General features: G+C 64.6%; 22 protein-coding genes. 10 read left to right on the forward strand and 12 right to left on the reverse strand.

Going from position 1 to position 19672, the window contains the following annotated elements:
- Positions 1 to 122: 122 nt before the first annotated feature.
- The 3 genes from pdxH to LZ538_RS02925 are packed head-to-tail and all read left to right on the forward strand — an operon-like array spanning position 123 to position 2415.
- Entirely contained in the window at positions 123 to 701 is a 579-nt protein-coding gene (pdxH, locus tag LZ538_RS02915; RefSeq protein WP_249830495.1) for a pyridoxamine 5'-phosphate oxidase, read from the forward strand.
- Entirely contained in the window at positions 698 to 1636 is a 939-nt protein-coding gene (locus LZ538_RS02920) for a cation diffusion facilitator family transporter (protein ID WP_249830496.1), read from the forward strand. Before pdxH ends, LZ538_RS02920 begins: the two co-directional genes overlap by 4 nt.
- Positions 1633 to 2415 carry a PhzF family phenazine biosynthesis protein gene (locus tag LZ538_RS02925; RefSeq protein WP_249830497.1) on the forward strand — a complete coding sequence of 261 codons (783 nt, stop codon included), beginning with the start codon at positions 1633 to 1635 and terminating at the stop codon, positions 2413 to 2415. Before LZ538_RS02920 ends, LZ538_RS02925 begins: the two co-directional genes overlap by 4 nt.
- On the opposite strand, the gene LZ538_RS02930 is transcribed toward LZ538_RS02925, so the two are convergent.
- Together LZ538_RS02930 and mnmA are read right to left on the reverse strand one after the other, a co-directional pair.
- Positions 2412 to 2876, reverse strand: coding sequence for an NUDIX hydrolase (locus LZ538_RS02930; protein WP_249830498.1), 465 nt, complete (start codon positions 2874 to 2876; stop codon positions 2412 to 2414). The two genes, LZ538_RS02925 and LZ538_RS02930, sit on opposite strands and share 4 nt — an antisense overlap.
- Complete coding sequence (gene mnmA / locus LZ538_RS02935) at positions 2860 to 3978, reverse strand: tRNA 2-thiouridine(34) synthase MnmA (RefSeq protein ID WP_249830499.1); 1119 nt, start codon at positions 3976 to 3978, stop codon at positions 2860 to 2862. Before mnmA ends, LZ538_RS02930 begins: the two co-directional genes overlap by 17 nt.
- Before the next feature lie 388 nt (positions 3979 to 4366).
- Between mnmA and sciP the strand changes: the two genes are divergently transcribed.
- Both sciP and LZ538_RS02945 read left to right on the forward strand, forming a co-directional pair.
- Positions 4367 to 4666 carry a CtrA inhibitor SciP gene (gene sciP / locus LZ538_RS02940; RefSeq protein WP_249830500.1) on the forward strand — a complete coding sequence of 100 codons (300 nt, stop codon included), beginning with the start codon at positions 4367 to 4369 and terminating at the stop codon, positions 4664 to 4666.
- Positions 4667 to 4844: 178 nt separating this feature from the next.
- The gene (locus LZ538_RS02945; RefSeq protein WP_249830501.1) at positions 4845 to 5096 is read left to right on the forward strand and encodes a GlsB/YeaQ/YmgE family stress response membrane protein; all 252 of its coding nucleotides are present in this window, start codon (positions 4845 to 4847) and stop codon (positions 5094 to 5096) included.
- Between the two features lie 62 nt (positions 5097 to 5158).
- Here LZ538_RS02945 and LZ538_RS02950 read toward each other — a convergent pair whose 3' ends face one another.
- Together LZ538_RS02950 and LZ538_RS02955 are read right to left on the reverse strand one after the other, a co-directional pair.
- Positions 5159 to 5881: an SIMPL domain-containing protein gene (locus tag LZ538_RS02950; protein WP_249830502.1), complete on the reverse strand. Its 723-nt coding sequence runs from the start codon at positions 5879 to 5881 to the stop codon at positions 5159 to 5161.
- A 74-nt stretch (positions 5882 to 5955) separates the two neighbouring features.
- On the reverse strand, positions 5956 to 6222 hold the full coding sequence (locus tag LZ538_RS02955) for a GlsB/YeaQ/YmgE family stress response membrane protein (RefSeq protein ID WP_249830503.1): 267 nt from the start codon (positions 6220 to 6222) through the stop codon (positions 5956 to 5958).
- Between the two features lie 206 nt (positions 6223 to 6428).
- Between LZ538_RS02955 and LZ538_RS02960 the strand changes: the two genes are divergently transcribed.
- Genes LZ538_RS02960 through LZ538_RS02975 form a run of 4 tightly spaced genes read left to right on the forward strand, consistent with a single transcriptional unit; the run spans position 6429 to position 13094 of the window.
- Positions 6429 to 7598, forward strand: a complete 1170-nt coding sequence (locus LZ538_RS02960; protein WP_249830823.1) for an efflux RND transporter periplasmic adaptor subunit — start codon at positions 6429 to 6431, stop codon at positions 7596 to 7598.
- 22 nt (positions 7599 to 7620) lie between these two features.
- Positions 7621 to 11010: an efflux RND transporter permease subunit gene (locus LZ538_RS02965; RefSeq protein ID WP_249830504.1), complete on the forward strand. Its 3390-nt coding sequence runs from the start codon at positions 7621 to 7623 to the stop codon at positions 11008 to 11010.
- Positions 11011 to 11064: 54 nt separating this feature from the next.
- On the forward strand, positions 11065 to 12321 hold the full coding sequence (locus LZ538_RS02970; protein WP_249830824.1) for a DUF445 domain-containing protein: 1257 nt from the start codon (positions 11065 to 11067) through the stop codon (positions 12319 to 12321).
- Entirely contained in the window at positions 12318 to 13094 is a 777-nt protein-coding gene (locus LZ538_RS02975) for a GNAT family N-acetyltransferase (RefSeq protein WP_249830505.1), read from the forward strand. Before LZ538_RS02970 ends, LZ538_RS02975 begins: the two co-directional genes overlap by 4 nt.
- Here LZ538_RS02975 and murA read toward each other — a convergent pair.
- From murA to LZ538_RS02990, 3 genes are all read right to left on the reverse strand, one after another.
- Entirely contained in the window at positions 13091 to 14374 is a 1284-nt protein-coding gene (gene murA, locus LZ538_RS02980) for a UDP-N-acetylglucosamine 1-carboxyvinyltransferase (RefSeq protein WP_249830506.1), read from the reverse strand. The two genes, LZ538_RS02975 and murA, sit on opposite strands and share 4 nt — an antisense overlap.
- 44 nt (positions 14375 to 14418) lie before the next feature.
- Positions 14419 to 14763, reverse strand: coding sequence for an ATP-dependent Clp protease adapter ClpS (clpS, locus tag LZ538_RS02985; protein ID WP_249830825.1), 345 nt, complete (start codon positions 14761 to 14763; stop codon positions 14419 to 14421).
- 133 nt (positions 14764 to 14896) lie between these two features.
- Entirely contained in the window at positions 14897 to 15634 is a 738-nt protein-coding gene (locus LZ538_RS02990) for a phasin family protein (RefSeq protein WP_249830507.1), read from the reverse strand.
- A gap of 127 nt (positions 15635 to 15761) precedes the next feature.
- On the opposite strand from LZ538_RS02990, the gene gmk reads away from it, so the two are divergent.
- Positions 15762 to 16418: a guanylate kinase gene (gene gmk / locus LZ538_RS02995; RefSeq protein ID WP_249830508.1), complete on the forward strand. Its 657-nt coding sequence runs from the start codon at positions 15762 to 15764 to the stop codon at positions 16416 to 16418.
- Here the strand turns inward: gmk and LZ538_RS03000 are convergent.
- From LZ538_RS03000 to LZ538_RS03020, 5 genes are read right to left on the reverse strand one after another with little or no spacing between them, the layout of a single operon-like run.
- On the reverse strand, positions 16415 to 17107 hold the full coding sequence (locus LZ538_RS03000; RefSeq protein WP_249830509.1) for an ATP12 family chaperone protein: 693 nt from the start codon (positions 17105 to 17107) through the stop codon (positions 16415 to 16417). The two genes, gmk and LZ538_RS03000, sit on opposite strands and share 4 nt — an antisense overlap.
- Entirely contained in the window at positions 17104 to 17334 is a 231-nt protein-coding gene (locus tag LZ538_RS03005) for a hypothetical protein (RefSeq protein WP_249830510.1), read from the reverse strand. Before LZ538_RS03005 ends, LZ538_RS03000 begins: the two co-directional genes overlap by 4 nt.
- On the reverse strand, positions 17327 to 17992 hold the full coding sequence (locus LZ538_RS03010) for an HAD-IA family hydrolase (protein WP_249830511.1): 666 nt from the start codon (positions 17990 to 17992) through the stop codon (positions 17327 to 17329). Before LZ538_RS03010 ends, LZ538_RS03005 begins: the two co-directional genes overlap by 8 nt.
- Positions 17985 to 18593 (reverse strand): FMN-binding negative transcriptional regulator, encoded by a 609-nt coding sequence (locus LZ538_RS03015; protein ID WP_249830512.1) that lies wholly within the window; start codon positions 18591 to 18593, stop codon positions 17985 to 17987. The genes LZ538_RS03010 and LZ538_RS03015 overlap by 8 nt, the downstream gene beginning before the upstream one ends.
- On the reverse strand, positions 18593 to 19672 hold the full coding sequence (locus LZ538_RS03020) for an RluA family pseudouridine synthase (protein ID WP_249830513.1): 1080 nt from the start codon (positions 19670 to 19672) through the stop codon (positions 18593 to 18595). The genes LZ538_RS03015 and LZ538_RS03020 overlap by 1 nt, the downstream gene beginning before the upstream one ends.

Genomic DNA, 19672 nt, shown 5'->3' on the forward strand with positions numbered 1-19672 from the left:
AGCGCCCCTAGGCCAAAGCTTCCGACTGGTCGAATTGACGCGTTGGATGGCGGGCAACCGACCATTTCCGCCTTTGCCAACCGCCCTTGTGGCCGCCATCGAGGCGGCGCTAAGGCGCACAGGTGACCGACCCGTTCGCCCTCTTCGAAGAATGGCTCGCCGAGGCTCGAGAAGGCGAGGTGAACGATCCCGAAGCCATGGCCTTCGCCAGCGCCGACCCCGACGGCCGCCCGTCCGTTCGCATCGTCCTGCTGCGCCATGTCGGCCGCGACGGTTTCGGCTTCTTCACCAACCTGGACAGCCGCAAGGGCACTGAGCTGGCGGCAAACCCATTTGGCGCTCTCGCCATCCATTGGAAGTCGCTGCGGCGCCAGGTCCGCGCGGAAGGTCGCGTCGAGCAGGTCTCGGACGCGGTAGCGGACGCCTATTTCGCCTCGCGAAGCCGGGATTCGCGGATCGGTTCCTGGGCGTCCGACCAATCCCGCCCGCTCGAGAGCCGCGAGAATTTCGAGCGGCGCGTCGAGGAGATGCATGAGCGCTTCGAAAGCGAGGAGGTGCCGCGCCCGCCGCGCTGGTCGGGCTTCCTCCTGACGCCCGACAAGATCGAGTTCTGGAGCGACCGGCCGCACCGGCTGCACGAGCGCCGCCTGTTCACGCGGCAGGCGGACGGCAACTGGTCCGAGGGATTGCTTTACCCATGACCAAACCTCCCATCACGACCGAAGAGCGGTCCCGGCTGACCGCTCGGGCTGCGGTTGCCAGCACCGCAATGGCGATCACCCTGATCGCGATGAAGTCCTGGGCGGCGTTCCAGACGGGGTCTATGGCGATGCTCGGGTCGCTCGCCGACAGCGGGCTGGACCTGGTCGCGAGCCTGATCGTGCTGCTGGGGGTGCGCGTCGCCGCGCAGCCCGCGGATCACGAGCATCGCTTCGGGCATGGAAAGGCGGAGGCCCTGGCCGCCCTTGTCCAAATCATCCTGATAACGCTTTCGGCATTGTTCATCGGCGTGCGGTCGATCCAGCGCCTGTTGAGCGGCGCGGAAACGGGTGCTGCTGAGCTCGGCATCGGTGTGTCCATCGTCGCTATCGTCCTGACGATCGTTCTCATCACCTACCAGCGCCACGTCGTGCGCCGTACCGGCTCTCTCGCGATCGGCACGGACCGTCTGCATTATTCGTCCGACCTGCTGCTCAATGGATCGGTCATCCTCGCGCTGGTGCTCGACCAATATGCAGGGTTCGTTGGCGCCGATGCCATTTTCGGCCTGCTGATCGCCCTGTGGCTGATGTGGGGAGCATGGAGCGCGTCCAGCCACGCGCTCGACCAATTGATGGACCGCGAATGGCCCGACGAGCTGCGCGAACGCTTCCTTGCGGCGGCGAAGGAATATCCGGAGCTTGCCGGGCTCCATGACTTCCGGACCCGCACCAGCGGGACGCATAATTTCGCGCAGTTCCACGTGTGGGTCCCCGCGCATTGGACCGTGCAGGAGGCGCACGATCGCCTCGACCGAGCCGAGGAAGATCTGCAGCGGCGCTTTCCCGACACCGAGATCCTGATCCACGTCGATCCGGAAGGGCAGACGGACCGCGAGACAATCCTTCCGTCGGAGATTACGGAGCGCGCGACATGACCTCCCTTCCCTTCTTCCAGGTCGATGCTTTCGCCGAACGCCCCCTGACCGGCAATCCCGCGGCGGTCATGCCGCTCGAGCGCTGGCTCGACGATGAGCTGATGCAGGCGATCGCGGCGGAGAATAATCTCAGCGAGACGGCGTTCACGGTCGCGAGCGATTGCGATGAGGCCGACTATGATCTGCGCTGGTTCACACCCGCCGCCGAGGTAGACATGTGCGGCCATGCGACCATTGCCGCGGGCCATGTATTGATGACGGGTCATCCGGTCCGGTTCGCCACCAAGGCCGGCGTCCTGCTCGTGTCGCGGCGCGACGATTTGCTCGAGCTCGACCTGCCCGCAGCGGATCTGACGGAAGTCCGCGAGCCGGCGATGTGCGAGGCTCTTGGAATCCCGGACGCGCCGGCCTGGTTCGCCGCCGGATGCAATGACGCGGCGATCGTCGAGCTCGCCGACGAAGCCGCAGTCCGCGCCGTACGCCCGGATTACAAGGCGCTCGCGGGCGTTCCGCGAATGGCTGTCGTGACGGCCCGCGGCGACGCGGAAACGATCGTCAGTCGCGTGTTCGTGCCTTATCTCGGCATCGACGAAGACCCGGTCACCGGTTCGGCGCATGCGGCGCTCGTGCCTTACTGGGCCGAGCGGCTCGGCCGAAAACAGTTCACTTCGCTGCAGGCAAGCAAGCGCACCGGCCTGCTCCACTGTCGGCTTGAAGGGGACCGGGTCATTCTCGGCGGTCAATGCCGAACCATGATCGTCGGCAATTTCCAGCTCTAGCTGCGCAGCTTTTCCTCGAGCGCGTCGAGCAAGGGAAGCTGGCTTGGGAGCATGATCTCGCGCGCTTCGCCAATGGTGAGCCAGCGCGCTTCAACGGCTTCGGGAAAGCGCTCACGCCGCCCGCTTTTGGGCGGCCATTCCATCTCGAATTCGGCGCTGGCGATGGCCGATGGATCCAGGTCGCCTTCAACGGCGAAGGCCTCCACGACCTTGCCGCCGGACTGACGCACTGTTGCGAGGGCGGCCGGGACGCCGGTGAGGCGGGTGCCGGTCTCCTCCTCGAACTCGCGCAAGGCGGCATCGAGCGCACCCTCGCCGGGTTCCACCGCACCCTTAGGGATCATCCAGGCGCCAACGTCCTTGTTCTTCCAGAATGGCCCGCCGGGCTTGATCAGGAGGACCTGAGTGTTCCCGTCGCGGGTCCGGAACAGGAGGATCCCCGCACTATGCAGCCGCGACATCGGGCACATTCTGCCGGGCGGCAACGGTCTCGGCAATCCAGCCGCCGCCGAGGAGGCGCGTGCCGTCATAAGCGACCGCCGCCTGCCCCGGAGCCACGCCATACTCGGGATTTGAGAAGCTCACCCAGTCGCCCTCAACGCTGGCCGGCACCGCCGGCGCGAGCGAGCGGACCTTCACGCTGACCTCATGCTGCTGCTCACCGAGCCAATTCCAGTCGCTGACGCGCATGGCGCCAACGGCGAGCGCCGAGCGGGGCCCGACAACCAGCCGCCGGCGCTCCGGATCGATGCTCACGACATAAAGCGGCTCGCCCTGGCCACCGATCTCGATTCCGCGGCGCTGTCCAACCGTGAAATGGACCACGCCGCGGTGCCGTCCGAGCACTCGCCCGTCGAGGTCCACGATATCGCCCGGCGCCTCCGTTTCGGGACGGATCCGCTTCACGAGGCCCGCATAGTCGCCATCCGGGACGAAGCAGATGTCCTGGCTGTCGGGCTTCCCTGCGACTTCGAGATCGAGCTCGGCCGCAAGCCGCCGCACGTCGCTCTTGGGAAGGTCGCCCAGCGGAAAGCGCAGATATTCCAGCTGCTCGCGCGTGGTGCCGTAGAGGAAGTAGCTCTGGTCGCGCCGTGGATCGCTGCCCTTGTGAAGCTCAACGCGATCGCCGTTCGCCACCCGCCGGACGTAATGGCCCGTCGCCAGGCAATCGGCTCCAAGCTCGCGCGCAAAGGCGATGAGATCGGTGAACTTCACGCCCTGGTTGCACAAGGCACAGGGAATTGGCGTGCGGCCTTGCGCATATTCGTCGACGAACCGGTCGATGACATCCGCACGGAAGCGGCTCTCATAATCGAGGACATAGTGAGCGATACCGAGACGGTCGGCGACCATCTTGGCGTCGTAAATGTCCTGTCCTGCGCAGCAGGCCCCGGAGCGGCGTACCGCCTCGCCATGGTCGTACAGCTGCATCGTGACGCCGATGACCTCCGCACCTGTGCGTGCAGCGAGGGCAGCCGTCACGGAACTGTCGACGCCGCCGGACATGGCGACGACGATTCTGGCGCCGCCTGCGGGGCGGTTCAGGGCGAAATCGACAAACATCGGAAAATCTCTTCAGCCGCTCTTTACCCGAATTTCACTCCTCGCCGCTAGAGCGAGGGCAAGGAGAACGGGAGGGGGCTTGTCGCTTGGCGCGTCACGAGAAGGATTTTCACGCGACGGGTGAGCCGGTGAGCCTCGACGAGTTGCTCGATCTCCTTGAGTGCGCTGGGGAATCAGCGCGTCATGCGGCAATCGCCTGCTACCTTTCGGCAGGCGACGGGTGGCGCGACGCGGTGAAGCAACTCGGCGGTGCGTTCGCAGAAAGGGAGACAGGGTTAAAGGAGCGTAAGCCTGACTAACCGAGGCGTTAACCAGCGCGTTTCAGAATATTTTCAACGCGGGCCGCTTAAGAGGCTCGAACTGGCAATGATTAAGCAGGTGTAACGGAATGCTCGAGAACCAGAAGATTCGTCCGGCTCAGGTCATCGGGCCCCTCGGCGAGCCGCTGACGCTCGATTCGTTGCCCCCTGCGGCAACGACGCGATGGGTCGTGCGCCGCAAGGCCGAGGTCGTTGCCGCGGTCGCCGGTGGCCTTCTGAGCGTCGACGAAGCCTGCAAGCGCTATTCGCTGAGCCTCGAGGAATTCACCAGTTGGCAACGTGCCGTCGACCGCAGCGGAATGCCCGGCCTGCGCGTGACCCGCATCAAGCAGTATCGCGATCAGTACGAGCGCCAGCAGCGCTACTGATTCGTTACAGCGGCAAAGCGATCCAGCTTTTCCGCCGCTTTCAGCTGCATTCCGCGCAGCAAATTTCTAGACAGACCCTTCCGAATCCGGAACAACTAAGGCGCATCACGCGTCTGTGATGCCGGAAACGGCCGCCGCTTCATCGTACAGGCGGCTCGACAAAGAGGAGGGAAAGCTGATGGGAATTATCATTTGGCTGATCGTCGGCGGTATTTGTGGCTGGCTTGCTAGCCTCATCATGCGCACCGATGCTCAGCAAGGCATCATCCTCAACATCGTCGTCGGCATTGTCGGCGCGGTGATCGCGGGTCTGCTGTTCGGTGGCAGCATCAACCAGGGCGTCACGATCGAGACGTTCCTCTATTCGCTTCTCGGTGCGGTCATCCTGCTCGCAATCGTCAACCTGATCCGCAGGGGTTCGGTCCGCTAGCCGTAACTTGCTTCAACATCCAAGGCCGCGCGGCATGTGCCGCGCGGCCTTTTTCTTTGCTGCTAACGGAGCTCGAAAGTCATCGCGAGGCTGAGCTGAACCTTCTGCTCGCCGGGATCGATCTTGGTGCTCGCAGACTGCGCGCGCGCTTCCATCATCACGGGCATCGGCGGCGGCACGGGATAATTGCCCCCGCTTTCGCTGACGGCGAGAAGGCGCACGACGCGCATCCCCAGCGTACGGGCATAGAGCTCCGCCCGCGCGCGACCAGCGGCAAGCGCCTTGGTGCGCGCTTCATCCAGCGCCTCTTCCGGCTTGTCGATGGTCAAGCTGGGCCCATTGATCTGGTTCGCGCCCACCGCGACCAGCGCGTCGAGGATATCTCCCGTCGCCGCAATGTCGCGAAACCGCACATTGACCTGATTGGACGCCGTGTAGCCGGTCAATCGAGGCGGCTGGTTTTCGGCATAGCGATATTCGGGATTAAGGCTGATGTTGCTCGTCTGGATGTCGCGGTCTGCGATCCCAGCCTTCTTCAGCGCGTCGCGCACGCGGTCCATCTGGGCGGCATTCTGCTGCAAGGCCGCACGAGCCGTCGCGGCGCGCGTCACGACGCCTGCAGAGACGGTTGCCACGTCGGGGACCCGCGTGGTTTCGCCAGTCGCGCTGATATCGAGGCGGGTGCCCGCGATCGCTTCCGAAAAAGTCGGCGCCGCCTGGGCAACAGCAGCAGAAGGCGCCAGCGCCGCGCCAAGCGCGAGCGCCGCGATCAATGCACGTTTCATTGAGCAATCCTTGATTTTTGCGTCACAACCGCCAGCGTTGTCCGCCAGCCATGGCTGCTACCTGAACGTAACGATCAGACCCGGCGACGTCCGGCGATGACCCGGTAGATCAGGAGAAGCAGGAACGCGCCAACGACCGCAGCCACGAAGCCGGCACCTTCGTTCGTGTCGTACCAGCCGATAGCCTTGCCGATCCAGCCGGCCAGCAGAGCGCCGGCAATGCCGAGCAGGATAGTGACGATGCAGCCGCCCGGATCTCGGCCCGGCATAAGCAGTTTCGCGATTCCGCCGGCGATCCCGCCGATGACAATCCAGGCAAGGATTCCATAATCTTGCATCATGATTCGTCCCCTTTTTCCGCGCGGTGCTTTTACAAGCATGCGCCAATGCCCAAATTGCGCTAACGCGCGCTTGCGGCGCAAGTGCCGCCGTTAGTCGAAAAGCAGTAGCGAGGCCGACGGCGCAGGCGTCTGTTGCGGTCGGTGCCTTATTAGGCTAATACACCATCGACGCATTTTTGGCAGATTCGGTAACTGAGCGAGGAATGATGAACCGCGAAACTTCTATCCACAGCTCCGACACGCTCGTGGTGGTTGATCGTTCGCGCCAGCGCCGGCGGTGGATCATCATCGCCGTGGCGGCGGTCCTGCTTCTCGCGCTTGGCGTCGCGCTGATGATGCGCGGCGGCGAATCCAAGACCGCGGATACAGCCGCGGGCAGCGCGCAGGTACCGAACGTCAGTGTCGTTGTCCCGGGTCGCACCCAGGTGGGCAAAACGATTACGGCTAGCGGTCCGCTTGGCGCTCGGCGCGACCAGCCGGTCGGCATCGCCGGATCCGGCGGCCGGGTCGTACGAGTCTTCGTGGATGCGGGCAGCTGGGTCCGCGCGGGCCAGGTTCTCGCCGTCGTCGACCGCTCGGTCCAGGCGCAGCAGGCTGCGCAGCTCGCCGCACAGGTCGATGCGGCGCGCGCCAACGCGGCACTCGCACAGAGCAATTATGAGCGGGCGCTCGCCCTCAAGGGCCGCGGCTTCGTCTCCAAGGCAGAGATCGATTCCAAGAAGGCGACGCGCGACTCCGCTTATGCCCAGGTTCGCGTAGCGCAGGCGCAGCTTGCGGCCACGCGCGCCGAGATCGGCCGTCTCAACGTGACCGCCCCGACGAGCGGGCTTATTCTTTCGCGCAGCGTCGAGGCGGGCCAGGTTGTCGGTGCCGGATCGCCAGCCTTGTTCCGCCTTGCCGAAGGTGGCGAGATGGAAATGCGCGCGCAGCTCTCGCAGCAGGACTTGGCCGGGGTGCACGTTGGCATGCCCGCCACCGTGACTCCGGTGGGGTCTACGACGAACGTCACCGGATCCGTGTGGCAGGTCGCGCCGGTCATCGATCCGCAGTCGCGGCTCGGTGAGGTCCGGATCGCGGTCCCCTACAGCCCGGCGATGCGGCCAGGCGGTTTCGCCGAAGCGCGGATCAGCAGCGGAACGACCACAGCTCCGCTCCTCCCGCAAAGCGCGGTGCTGAGCGATGACAACGGCAACTACGTCTACATCATCAATTCCAAGAACGTAGTCGAACGGCGCAACATCCAGATCGGCAGCGTGGACGATGCCGGCGTAACCATCGCCGCAGGGTTGTCCGGAAACGAAGCGGTCGTTCTTTCGGCCGGGCCGTTCCTCAACCCCGGCCAGAAGGTGAAGCCGCAGCGTCAGGCAGCGCGCTAAGCGCTAGGAAAGTCGTAAAGTCATGAATTTCCGTAACATTTCGTCCTGGTGCATTCGCAACCCGGTCTTCCCGATCGTGCTTTTCGTCGGGCTCATGCTGGCCGGGCTGATCGCGTTCGCCCGGATGCAGGTGAACAATGCGCCCGACATCGATTTCCCGGCGGCGATCGTGCAGGTCTCGCAGCCAGGCGCGGCGCCGAACGAGATGGAGACGCAGGTCACGCAGAGGGTGGAATCCGCGGTTCGCGGGATCAACGGCGTCGATGAGATCAACAGCACCGTAAGCGAAGGCAGCAGCCAGACGTTCGTGACCTTCGAGCTCGGCACTCCGCCGGACCGCGCGGTCAACGACGTGCGCAACGCCATCTCCCAAATCCGCAGCAACCTGCCCGACGGCATCCTGGAGCCGCAGATCACCCGCGTCGATGCCGAGGACGAGCCGATCATGGTCATGTCGGCCGAGACTACCGACATGACGCTGGAGCAGCTGAGCTGGTACATCGACAACACAGTCGCGAAGCGCTTGCTCGGCGTCGAAGGCATCGCTGCGGTGTCGCGCGGCGGCGGCGTGGATCGCACCATCAGAGTGATCCTCGATCCGGCGGCGCTGCAGTCGCAGGGCATCACCGCCGCCCAGGTCAACCAGCAGCTTCGCCAGAGCAATTTCAACGGCGCGGGCGGCCGCGCCGAAGTCGCGGGTTCGGAGCAGTCGGTCCGCGTTCTCGGCAACGCCAAGGACGCCTACGCACTTTCGCAGACACAGATCTCCCTGCCCGGCGGGCGCTTCGTGAAGATCGCCGACCTCGGCGAGGTGAAGGATGCATCGTCCGAGCAGCGCACGCTGACCAAGATGAACGGCCACCAGGTCGTCACCTTCTACGTCCAGCGGGCGAAGGGCTCCTCCGAAGTAACCGCCTATGCCGCCGGCATGGATGCGCTGAAGAAGCTCGAGACGGAAAATCCGAGGGTCACTTTCGCCGAGATCGTCAACCGCGTCGATTATACCGAAGCTCAATATCGCTCGGCGATGGAAGGCCTCGTCGAGGGCGCCGTCCTCGCGGTTCTCGTCGTCCTTCTCTTCCTCCGCGACATTCGCGCGACGGCGATTTCCGCGCTCGCGATCCCCCTCTCCGCGATCCCCGCCTTTTGGTTCATGAGCATGATGGGCATCACGATGAACTTCATGTCGACCATGGCCATGGGCCTGGTCGCGGGCGTTCTCGTCGACGACGCGATCGTGGAGATCGAGAACATCGTTCGCCACATGCGCATGGGCAAGTCCGGCTATCAGGCGGCGCTCGACGCGGCCGACGAGATCGGCCTGGCGGTGCTCGCAACGACCATGGCCATCGTCGCGGTCTTCCTGCCGGTCGCGCTGATGCCCGGCATCGCGGGCCAATATTTCAAGGCGTTCGGCTTCACCGTCGTCCTGTCGGTCCTGATGAGCTTGCTCGTCGCCCGCATGATCACGCCGCTCATCGCCGCCTATTTCCTGCGGTCGCACGGCGCGCAGCCCCACGCGAACTGGAAGTGGATGGACGTCTACCTCAAGGTGCTGAACTGGAGCCTCGACACGTCGAAGGCGCATGCCCTGCTCGCGAGGCTGCCGAAGCCGGCCCTGAAGTTCAGTTACTACGCGCTCGCCGCCTTGTTGGTCCTGCCGATCCTCGCCGCGTTCGGCGCCGGCACCGGCGCCGGGATGATGGGCCTTGGCAAGATCGGGGTTCCGGGTGCGATCGCCTTTCCGATCGCTTTCCTCCTCGGCGTTGCCGTCGCTTACGGCGTGGCCAAGCTGATCGCATGGCTGGTCCAGGCGGTCGCGAGCGGAAGCTTCGCCGATTGGCACGGGATCGTGGTCGCCCGCTGGAATGCGCGCATGCACGACCACCGCATGGCTATGGTGGCCGCAGGCGTCGTCACGCTGCTGGTCAGCGTCGCGCTCTTCGGAACGCTCCCGCTCTCCTTCTTCCCACCGCAGAACGACGATTTTGCGCGGATCAACGTGACGCTGGCCCCCGGAACGACGATGAAGCAGACCGAGGTCGTGGTCGACAAGGTCGCGGCGATCGTCGCCAAGGACCCCAGCGTCGAACGTGTCTTCGAGCGCGTTAACGTGGGCGACGGCCGCGTCAGCATCGTGCTCAAGAAGGACCGCAAGGTCACCAGCACCGAGTTCCAGCGCGCGCTTTCGCCGACCCTCGCGCAAATCCCCGACGCGCGCGTCAGCTTCCAGTCGCAGCAGGGCGGCGGGCCCGACCCGGATTCGCGCGATATCATGCTCTATCTGGGCGGCGACGATCCGGTTCAGCTGACGTCCGTCGCGAACGAATTGGTCAAGGAAATGGCGACCGTGCCCGGCCTTGTCGCTCCGCGCGTCGGAAGCAACCTCGCGCGTCCCGAGATCACCATCAAGCCGCGCTTCGACCTCGCGGCTGATCTCGGCGTCACCACGGCTGCATTGAGCCAGACGATCCGTATCGCGACGTTGGGCGATATCGAGCAGAACAGCGCGAAATTCTCGCTGTCCGACCGCCAGGTGCCGATCACGGTTTCGCTGTCAGAGAATGCGCGACGCGACATCGAGACCCTGAAGAACCTCCCGGTTCCGACCTCGGATGGCGGCTCGGTCCCGCTGAAGGCGGTCGCGGATATCGGATTCGGCTCGGGCCCGACGACGATCAACCGCTCGAACCAGCTTCGCCGGCTGTCGATCGGCGCCGATCTCGCCCCCGGCGTGGTGGAAGGCGACGTCTGGGCCAAGGTCTATCAGCTCCCAGCTTACAAGAACCTGCCGCAAGGCGTTCAGCAGATGAATCTGGGTAACCAGAAGTGGCAGGCCGAGTTGCTGTTCAACTTCGCGGTCGCGCTGATTTCCGGCGTGCTGCTCGTGTTCGCGGTGCTGGTGCTGCTCTACCGCCGCTTCCTGGCGCCGTTCGTCAACATGGGGTCGCTGCTTCTGGCTCCGTTGGGCGCGGCGATAGCGCTGCACTTCGCGGGCCAGCCCGTGTCGCTGTTCGTGCTCATCGGCATCTTGATGCTGTTCGGGATCGTTGCGAAAAACTCGATCCTTCTCGTCGATTTCGCCGTGGAGATGATGAATCACGGCATGCCGAAGAACGAGGCGATCTGGGAAGCCGGTCACAAGCGTGCCCAGCCAATCGTCATGACGACCGTCGCGATGGTCGCGGGCATGCTTCCCACGGCGATCTCGATCAGCGGCGACAACAGCTGGCGCGCGCCGATGGGCATCACCGTGATCGGCGGCCTGATATTCTCGACGATCCTGACCCTGCTTCTGGTGCCGTCCTACTTCTCGATCGCCATCTCGATCGAATCCCGTCTTGGCCGGATCTTCCACCGCTTGGTCGGCGCGGACGCGCACCGCCAAAGCGCGCCGGTTCCTGCGGAATGACACCCCTATTGTGAACCCGGGCGCCGGCTCGTCTATTGAGCCGGCATGAGAGCGATGACGAACGGAGCTCTGTCCCGCTTCAACCCGGCGCAGCCTGGCGCGCGAGGGATGAAGCGGGTCGCGACCGGCCTTCTGGTCGTGATGGCTGCGGTTTTCCTTGCCGCGCGTGCTTTCGAGAGCCGCTATCCGTGGCTTTCGTTAGTGAAGTCCTTCGCCGAAGCCGCGATGGTTGGCGGGCTTGCCGACTGGTTCGCGGTGACCGCCTTGTTCCGGCACCCGCTGGGCCTCCCGATCCCGCACACGGCGATCATTCCGCGCAACAAGGACCGGATCGGCGAAGCGCTTGCAAACTTCATTCGCGAGAATTTCCTGATCCCCTCGGTCGTGGCTAGGCGGATGCAGAATATCGACGTCGCCGGTGCGACCGGACGGTTTCTTCGGACCCCAGCGGGCGAAGGCACGCGGATTCGCGCCGGCGCATCCCGCCTCATCGCCGATATCTTCGAAAGTCTCGATGACGAGCGGCTGGGCGGCATCGTCAAAGGGGCGATTTCGGCGCGCCTGCGCAAGATGGAAGTGTCTCCTCTGCTCGGCCATGCGCTGGCGTCGGCGATCAATGAGGACCGCCACGTGCCGATGCTGGAGGCGGCTATCCGCTGGATGGCGCGCGCGCTCGATGCGAACGAGCCGCTTATCCGCGAGATGGTCCACAAGAAGGCCAATTGGGTCCTGAAGCTCGCTGGTCTCGATGCGAAGCTCGCGGACGCGATCATCGACGGCCTCAAGAAGCTGACGGTGGAAATGTCCGAGGATCCTGCCCACCCCGTCCGAAAAAAGGTCGAGGAAGCGCTCGCGCAGCTCGCCAACGACCTGCAGACGCGTCCCGAAACGCGGGCTCGGGTCGAATCGATGAAGGACCAGTTGCTCGACAACAAGTCGGTCAGCCTGTGGCTCGACACTTTGTGGCAGAAAGGTCGCGAAGCCGTGATCCGCGCCGCCCGCAACCCGGACGCGGTGCTCGCAGGCAAGCTCGGCGAGGTTCTCCGCTCGATGGGCGGCACGCTCGAGAAAGACGCGCGCATCCGTGCCGCGATCAATCAGTTCGCACGCCGGGCAGTTGTCGGAATGTCGGCGAGTTACGGCAGCTCGATGGTGAAACTCGTTTCCGAGACGGTTCGGGGCTGGGACGCCCAAACCGTCACCAACCGCCTTGAAGCCGCAGTCGGGCGCGACCTTCAATATATTCGCATCAACGGCACGCTCGTCGGCGGCCTCGTCGGCCTCGTCCTTCACGTCGTGGACAAATTATGAGCGATCCCGTTCTCGACGCACTTGCCGAAACCGCCCGCAATAGGGGCCTCAAGTTGGTGCGCTCGCGGGTGCGCAGTCCGGGCAAGCGACGCTTCGGCAAGGTCGGCCTGACGGACAAGGCGGGCGAAGCCGTGTTTGGAATGGACGACAAAGGCCCGAACGCGAAACCCGAGGATGTCGAACATTACCTTCGCAATCTCGGCGCGAAGGACTGGGGCGCCTCGCTCGATGTCGCGGTCATGCCGCGCAAGCGCAAGGCGAAGCCTCGCCGGGAGGCAGCCAACGACGCCGAACCTGCGGCTCAACCGAAAGCCCCCAAGGAGAAGCCGCCGAAACCCAGGCCCGAGCCGGTGCTCAAGATCCGCCAAGCGAAGCCGGGCGATGCGGCGCGCTTGGTCGAGCTGATGAAGCTTCTCGGTCATGAGGTAACCGAAAAGGGCGTGCGAAAGCGCATCGCAGCGCTGGGCAAGGCGAAGCTGCCCCAGATCGTCGCCACGCTCGACAAGCAGGTCGTCGGCCTCGTCGGCATCCACGCGATGACTGCGATTCACCGCGACAAGCCGGTCGGGCGCATCACCATCCTCGTCGTCGACGAGAGCGCGCGCGACAAGGGCATCGGGCGCATGTTGACCGAAGCCGCGGAAAAGGAATTACGGAAGCTCGGATGCGGCCTGCTGGAAATCACCAGCAACGACCGTCTCAGCCGCGCGCACTCATTCTACCGGCACCTGGGATACGAGCGCACCAGCATGCGCTTCTGCAAGCAGCTTTAGCCGGCGCTGCGCCGCTCGATCGTCGCCCCCACGGCAGACAGCTTTTCCTCCAGCCGCTCGTAGCCGCGATCAAGGTGGTAGACGCGCAAAACTTCCGTCTCCCCTTCCGCGGCCAGTCCCGCGAGCACGAGGCTCATCGAGGCGCGGAGGTCGGTTGCCATCACGCTAGCGCCGGTCAGAGCCTCGACGCCCTTCACGATGGCGGAGCGCCCGTGGATATCGACCTCGGCCCCCATCCGGCGAAGCTCGGGCACGTGCATGTAGCGGTTCTCGAAGATCGTCTCTTCGAGGAAACTATCGCCCTCGGCGAGGGCGAGCATAGCCATGAACTGGGCCTGCATGTCGGTCGGAAAGCCGGGAAAGGGCGAAGTCGAAAGCGCCAGTGGCCGCATCCCATTGTCGGAGCTGACCTTGATCCCCCGATTGTGGAATTCGACGATGAGCCCGCACTGGGCGAGCGCGTTCAGCGTCGCCCTCATGTCGTCCGGCCGCGCGCCGATGAGGTCGAGCGAACCGCCTGTAATTCCCGCCGCGCAGGCGTAGCTTCCCGCTTCGATCCGATCGGGCATGACCTCGTAGGTAGTGCCGTGGAGGCCTTCGACGCCAGTGATCACGAGGTGTGAGGAGCCGATGCCGCTGATCTTCGCGCCCATCGCGACGAGCAGGTTGCAGAGATCGACGATTTCCGGCTCGCGCGCCGCATTGAACAATTGGGTTTTGCCGCTCGCGAGCACCGCGGCCATCACCGCATTCTCGGTGGCGCCTACGGAAACGACGGGGAAGCTGTAGTCGCCGCCCTTGAGACGGCCCTTGGGCGCAGTCGCCTTCACATAGCCCGCCGCAAGTTCGATCTCGGCGCCGATGCATTCGAGCGCCTTCAGGTGGAGGTCGATGGGCCGGTCGCCGATCGCGCAGCCGCCGGGCAGCGAGACCGTCGCTTCGCCCATGCGCGCCAACATCGGCCCGAGCACCAGGACCGACGCGCGCATCTTCCGCACCATGTCATACGGAGCGACCGTCGAGACGATCTCTTCCGCGTGGAGCGTCATCCTGCGGCCGAACTCGCCTTTCTTGACGCCCGCGACGCTGGTCGAAACTCCAAGCTGGTTCAACAGGTGGCTGAACGTGTCGACATCGGCCAGGCGCGGCAGGTTGGTGAGGGTGAGTTTCTCTTCGGTGAGAAGCGCGCAGGGCATGAGCGTAAGAGCCGCATTCTTCGCGCCGCTGATCGGGATCTCGCCTTTCAGCTTGGCCCCACCCTTGATCCAGATGCTATCCACCGGCGCGCTTTAGCGCGTGACGGCGGTGTTACAAGCGAGGTCGCCTATGCCTTCTCCAGCGTGCATTGCAGCGGGTGCTGGTTCTCCCGCGCGAAGTCGATGACCTGAGTCACCTTCGTCTCCGCGACTTCGTAGGTGAACACGCCGCACACGGCGACGCCCTTCTGATGCACCTGCAGCATGACGCGCGTCGCGTCTTCTATCCCCATCGAGAAGAAACGCTGGAGCACGAGAACGACGAACTCCATCGGAGTATAGTCGTCGTTGAGCATCAGGACCTTGTAGTTCGAAGGCTTCTTCGTCTTGGGGCGCGTGCGGGTCGCAACGCCGGTCTCGATGTCGTCGAGCCCGCCGCCGTTGTCGTCGCCATTCGCCATTGTCCAACGCATACGCATGTCACCCTAAAATATGGCAAGCTGAGATGCTCGCAAGGCGGGTGTTGCGCGCTTGTCCCAAAAAAATGGCGGCCACCCCGTCAGGAGCGGCCGCCACAACGTTGCCTAGACTAGGAGGGGAGAGGGTTCAGGCAACGAAAGTGTTGAAGCGCTCGGCATTGGCCGTGGCGCGGTTCGAGATCGGCTGGAACGCCTCACCGGCGAGCTTGACCAGCGACTCGGTCAGCTTCGAGGTCTCGGCGACCGCACGGTCGAACGAGGCGCGAGCGAAGTCGCTCTGAAGCTGCAGATACTCGGTCGGCGACTTGGCTTCCGCGAGCGAACGGATCGCATCGGCAGCCTGCTCAACACCATCACGGCTGGAAGCGACGACGTCCTGGCCGATGGCGCGGGCGCCCTCGGTGGCGACGCGGCCGGCCTCAACGATCGCCTCGACATTGGCGCGGGCGAGATCGGCGAGCTCTTCGGTCACCTTCTGGGTCTTCTTGACGAGTTCCTGGGAACGGTCGCCGGCGTCGGCGAACATGTTCTGGAAGGGCGCGAACGCCGGAACGGCCTCAAAGCCGTTGAAGAAGTTGTTGGTCACAGTCTCAATCCTTTCCTGGGCCGCAGCGACGGGCTTCACAGCCGCCTTGCGGATCTTGCGGCCGGCGGCCTTCGCGCGGCGCGTGTTGGTCTTGGGGGCCTTGGCGGTATTCACGGCAGCGGCCTGACGCTTCACTCGGCGAGCCGTCTTGGCGCGCTCGCGCTTGGCAACCTTGGCGGTCTCCGCGACAACCTTCTTGGTCGTCTCTGCCACGGTCTCGGCGATCTTCGCCGGGGCTTCAGCAGCGGCTTCCGCCTGAATGTTGGTTTCGTCTGCCATTTTGATGCATTCCTCCAAATATGTTGCACTGCACAATAATGGTTGCACTGCACCATTTCAAGAGGAATTTTGTGCAGTGCGGCATTCCGCCGCTTGACGGCCACGGCTTGCCGGAAGAAGAACGGCCATGGACAGTCCGACCGATGCGAACGCCCGTCAGCGCCGCGGCCTCCTGATCGTCCTTTCGTCCCCTTCCGGGGCCGGCAAATCGACCATTTCGCGGCGACTATTGCAGGATAGCGCCGACCTCTCGATGTCCATAAGCGCAACCACGCGGCAAATGCGCCCGGGCGAAGCTGAAGGCCGCGACTATCACTTTGTCGACGATGCCACTTTCGAGCGCATGGTTGAGGAAGAAGACTTCGCGGAATGGGCCTATGTCTTCGACCACCGCTACGGCAGCCCAAAAGAGCCCATCAAGGAGGCACTAAAGGCCGGTCGCGACATCCTCTTCGATATCGACTGGCAGGGCACGCAGCAGCTGAAGAGCGCCTTTGGGAGCGACCTCGTCTCGATCTTCATCCTCCCCCCTTCAATGGAGGAGCTGGAACGCCGGCTGCGCGCCCGGCAAACCGACAGCGAGGACATCATCCAAAGCCGCATGCGTCGAGCGGCAGGCGAAATCGGCCACTGGGACGCTTATGACTACGTCCTCATCAATGACGACCTCGAATCATGCATCCGGGACGTGAAGGCCATCGTTGCGGCGGAGCGCCTGCGCCCCCGGCGTCACCCATATCTGTCGGATTTCACGCGCAAGCTCGTCGAGCGACCGAACGACTAATCGAGCAGGGCCAGGAACCGTGCCGCTGCCATGAAGTCGGACCGACGGTTCTCCAGAGCCGCCACCGCCTCGGCATCATCGCCCCATTGCTCGAGCTGCCACCGTTCATCGATGCTGACCGCATCCCATGCCTCTTCGGGCGTCATCGCCTTTTCGAGCACCGCGAGGGCCGCGACCAGCGATCCGCCGATCGTGACCAGCGGCGACAGGCCCGCAAGGCGGAATGCATCGAGCGCGGACACGGCATGCGCCAGCCGGTCGACGGTCGCAGGCGGCTGGGGCACGTGCAGCATGCCGGAGGTCGTGACGAAATCGACATCGAATCTTCGGCGGGCCCAGGCCAGCAACGGGTCCCAGGCGTTCGACTGGCGCTCGACGAGATCTGGAGGCCAGTCGCTTCGGTAGCAGGCGAGGTCGGCCTCGCCATATCGCGCAAGGCCGCCGGCGAATGCCTGCCTCTCGGGCTCGACACGGTCGATCGCCGCATTCGCGAGACCGGTCATCGGCATTGCGCGCGGATGGACGGTTTCACCTGCGCTGCGCCATTCTTCGGCAACTGCTTGTCCGAGCGGCTCGGTTGGAAGCAGCAGCGCGGCGCGTGCCGGAGTCCGCAGCGGCCGATCGTCCAGACGGATCGCCCAGCCCCCGGCTTCGTGCTGGACTTCGACCTCTTTCCAGAAGCGTCTCATTCTGACTGAGCGTCTTGTTGATCCCAGAGTTTCTTCAGCAGGCGGGGCGCGAACAGGGCGTCGATGACCCCCAAGATGGCAACGATTGCGCCAAGCTGCGGCCATCCTCCCGGGCGCACCAAGTCGGAATAGATGATCGCCAGTCCCAGGAGCATGACTGCCAGGCCGAAGGCGCGGACGCCTGTATACGCGAGAAGCCGGTTGCGGTGCTTGCTTTCGTCACCCATCGACGTGCTCCCGAACGAGGCTCAGCACGTCGGCCGGATGCGCGGCGACGGCCGCGGCTCCGGCCTCCAGCAATTCATGCTCATCGTGGTAGCCCCACCCGGCCCCGATCGCCGCTGCGCCCGCAGCGGAGGCCATCGCCATGTCGAAGCTCGTGTCGCCGACGACAAAGCTCGTGCTTGGTGCGGCCCCTGCTTCGGCGATCGCCTGTAGGACCATCGACGGATGCGGCTTGGAAGGATGCCGGTCCGCGGTCTGCAGCGAAACGAAGCGAGCATGGATGTCGTGTTGCTCGAGGCAATGCTTCAGGCCGCGATCCGACTTGCCGGTCGCGACGGCCAGCAGCCACGCGTCCTTCTCGAGCGCGTCGAGCAAATCGAGCACACCGTCGTACAGAGGCTCTTCCACCCTTCCTGCTGCGCGAAGTTGCCAGAATGCACGCTTATAGTCCTCGGCGAATTGCGCGTGCTCGTCCGGTGACGCGTGCGGGAGCAAAGCGGCCATCGCCTCGACGAGGCTCAGACCGATCACGCGCCGGCTGGCCTCCAGCGGCGGGACTTCGAGCCCGTTCTGCCGAAATGTTTCCGAAAGTGCGGCATGAATTGTCGCCCCGCTGTCGACGATCGTGCCGTCGCAGTCGAAGATCGCGAGTTTATTCATTGCCCGCCTTCAACTCGTGGATTGCGGCCACGATGTCGCCCCTCCCGGCGTTCCGTTGCCCTTCGATCGTGGCTTCGAGATCGGCTCCCGACTTGTGCTGGTTGAACTTGCGCGTTCCCCTGATCGCCGTTGGGTTCACTTCGAAGCCAACGATCGCGCGGGTCATCGCTTCGAACTTGCCCGGAGTCATCTTGTCACGCGTCCATGGCCGCGCCGGCGAAACGCGCCGCTCGTGGACATCCCCCAACCCGTCGAGCAGCTCGACCAGTTCATCCGGCGACAATGTCCGCGCTAAACCTTCGATCTCCACGGCCTCGTAGTGCCAGGTGGGGACCTGGTCCTCCGACACGTACCAATTGGCGCTCTGATAGGCTTCGCGCCCTGAAACGCTGATCAGCAGGTTTCGGCCCGCGACATGGTGAGCGATGCGGTTGCGCTTCGACACATGGAAGCGGACGCGGCCATCCTTCACCAGGACGGGTGCATGCACAACGAACAATCCTGCATCCGACGCTGTGAAGATGTGAGCGAACGAAATCGCGTTCACGAAACCCATCATCTCTTGCACATCTGTCCAGTCGAACGCCTTGTTGGGGTGCATCAGCGCCTGCCGCGTTTCGGCGCGGAACCGCGCGACCGGCGCTCGCCCCGACGTGACGATGCTTTTGGCTTAGCCGCTCTGCGGGGCGCCGCAGTAACGGCTGCGCGGGGTGGAAGGGTGTCTCCCTGGCTCGCCTCGAAGCCCATGGTTGCCAGGCTCTCGGCGATATGCGCCGGCAAGTCGGCGGTCACGTCGATCTTCCTGCCGGCCGGCGCGTCGATCCGCAGGCGGCGCGCATGGAGGTGCAGCTTGCGGCTGATTCCGCCGGTCAGGAACGCTTCGGCGCCCCCATATTTCGCGTCACCGACGATCGGGAATCCCATCGCTGCCATATGCGCTCGCAACTGGTGCGTGCGTCCTGTCAGCGGCTCCAGTTCGACCCAGGCGGCGCGGTTTCCGGCGCGGTCTATCACGCGCCAGCGCGTCTTGGCGGGGAGGCCGTGCTCCTCGTCGATATGCATCTTCTCGCCGCCGGTGCCCGGTTGCTTCGCGAGCGGTGCGTCGATCGTTCCTTCGGCAATGTCGGGAACGCCGACGACCAGCGCCCAATAGACTTTCTTGGCTGTGCGACCTGAGAAGGCCTTGGCGAAGTGGCCCGCCGAGCGCGCGGTCCGGGCGACCAGCAGCGCGCCGGACGTGTCCTTGTCGAGACGGTGGACGAGCTTCGGCCGCCCGCGCTCGTCCGCGAGCCCGTCGAGCAGCCTGTCGAGATGGTGAGTAGTCTTGGTTCCCCCCTGGGTAGCGAGGCCGGGCGGCTTGTTGAGCACGAACGCGCCATCGTCCTCGTAGATGACCATGTCGCGAACGAACCTCTCTTCTTCCTCGGTCAGAGGGTCGCGCCGCGGCTGCCGACGCGCGGGCCGGGCCGGCTGAGTCTCGACAGGCGGCAATCGAATTTCCTGACCTGCCTCGATCCTGTCCCCCGGAACCGCGCGCTTGCCGGCAAGGCGCAACTGGCCCGTTCGCGCCCAGCGCGAAACGAGGTTGAAGCTGACGTCGGGCATGTGCCGCTTGAACCAGCGGTCGAGCCGGATTCCGTCATCGTCATCGGACACGGTGAAGGTACGCTGTTCGCTCAC

The sequence above is a fragment of the Sphingomonas hankyongi genome (assembly GCF_023516575.1).
GTDB classification, from domain to species: Bacteria; Pseudomonadota; Alphaproteobacteria; order Sphingomonadales; family Sphingomonadaceae; genus Sphingomicrobium; species Sphingomicrobium hankyongi.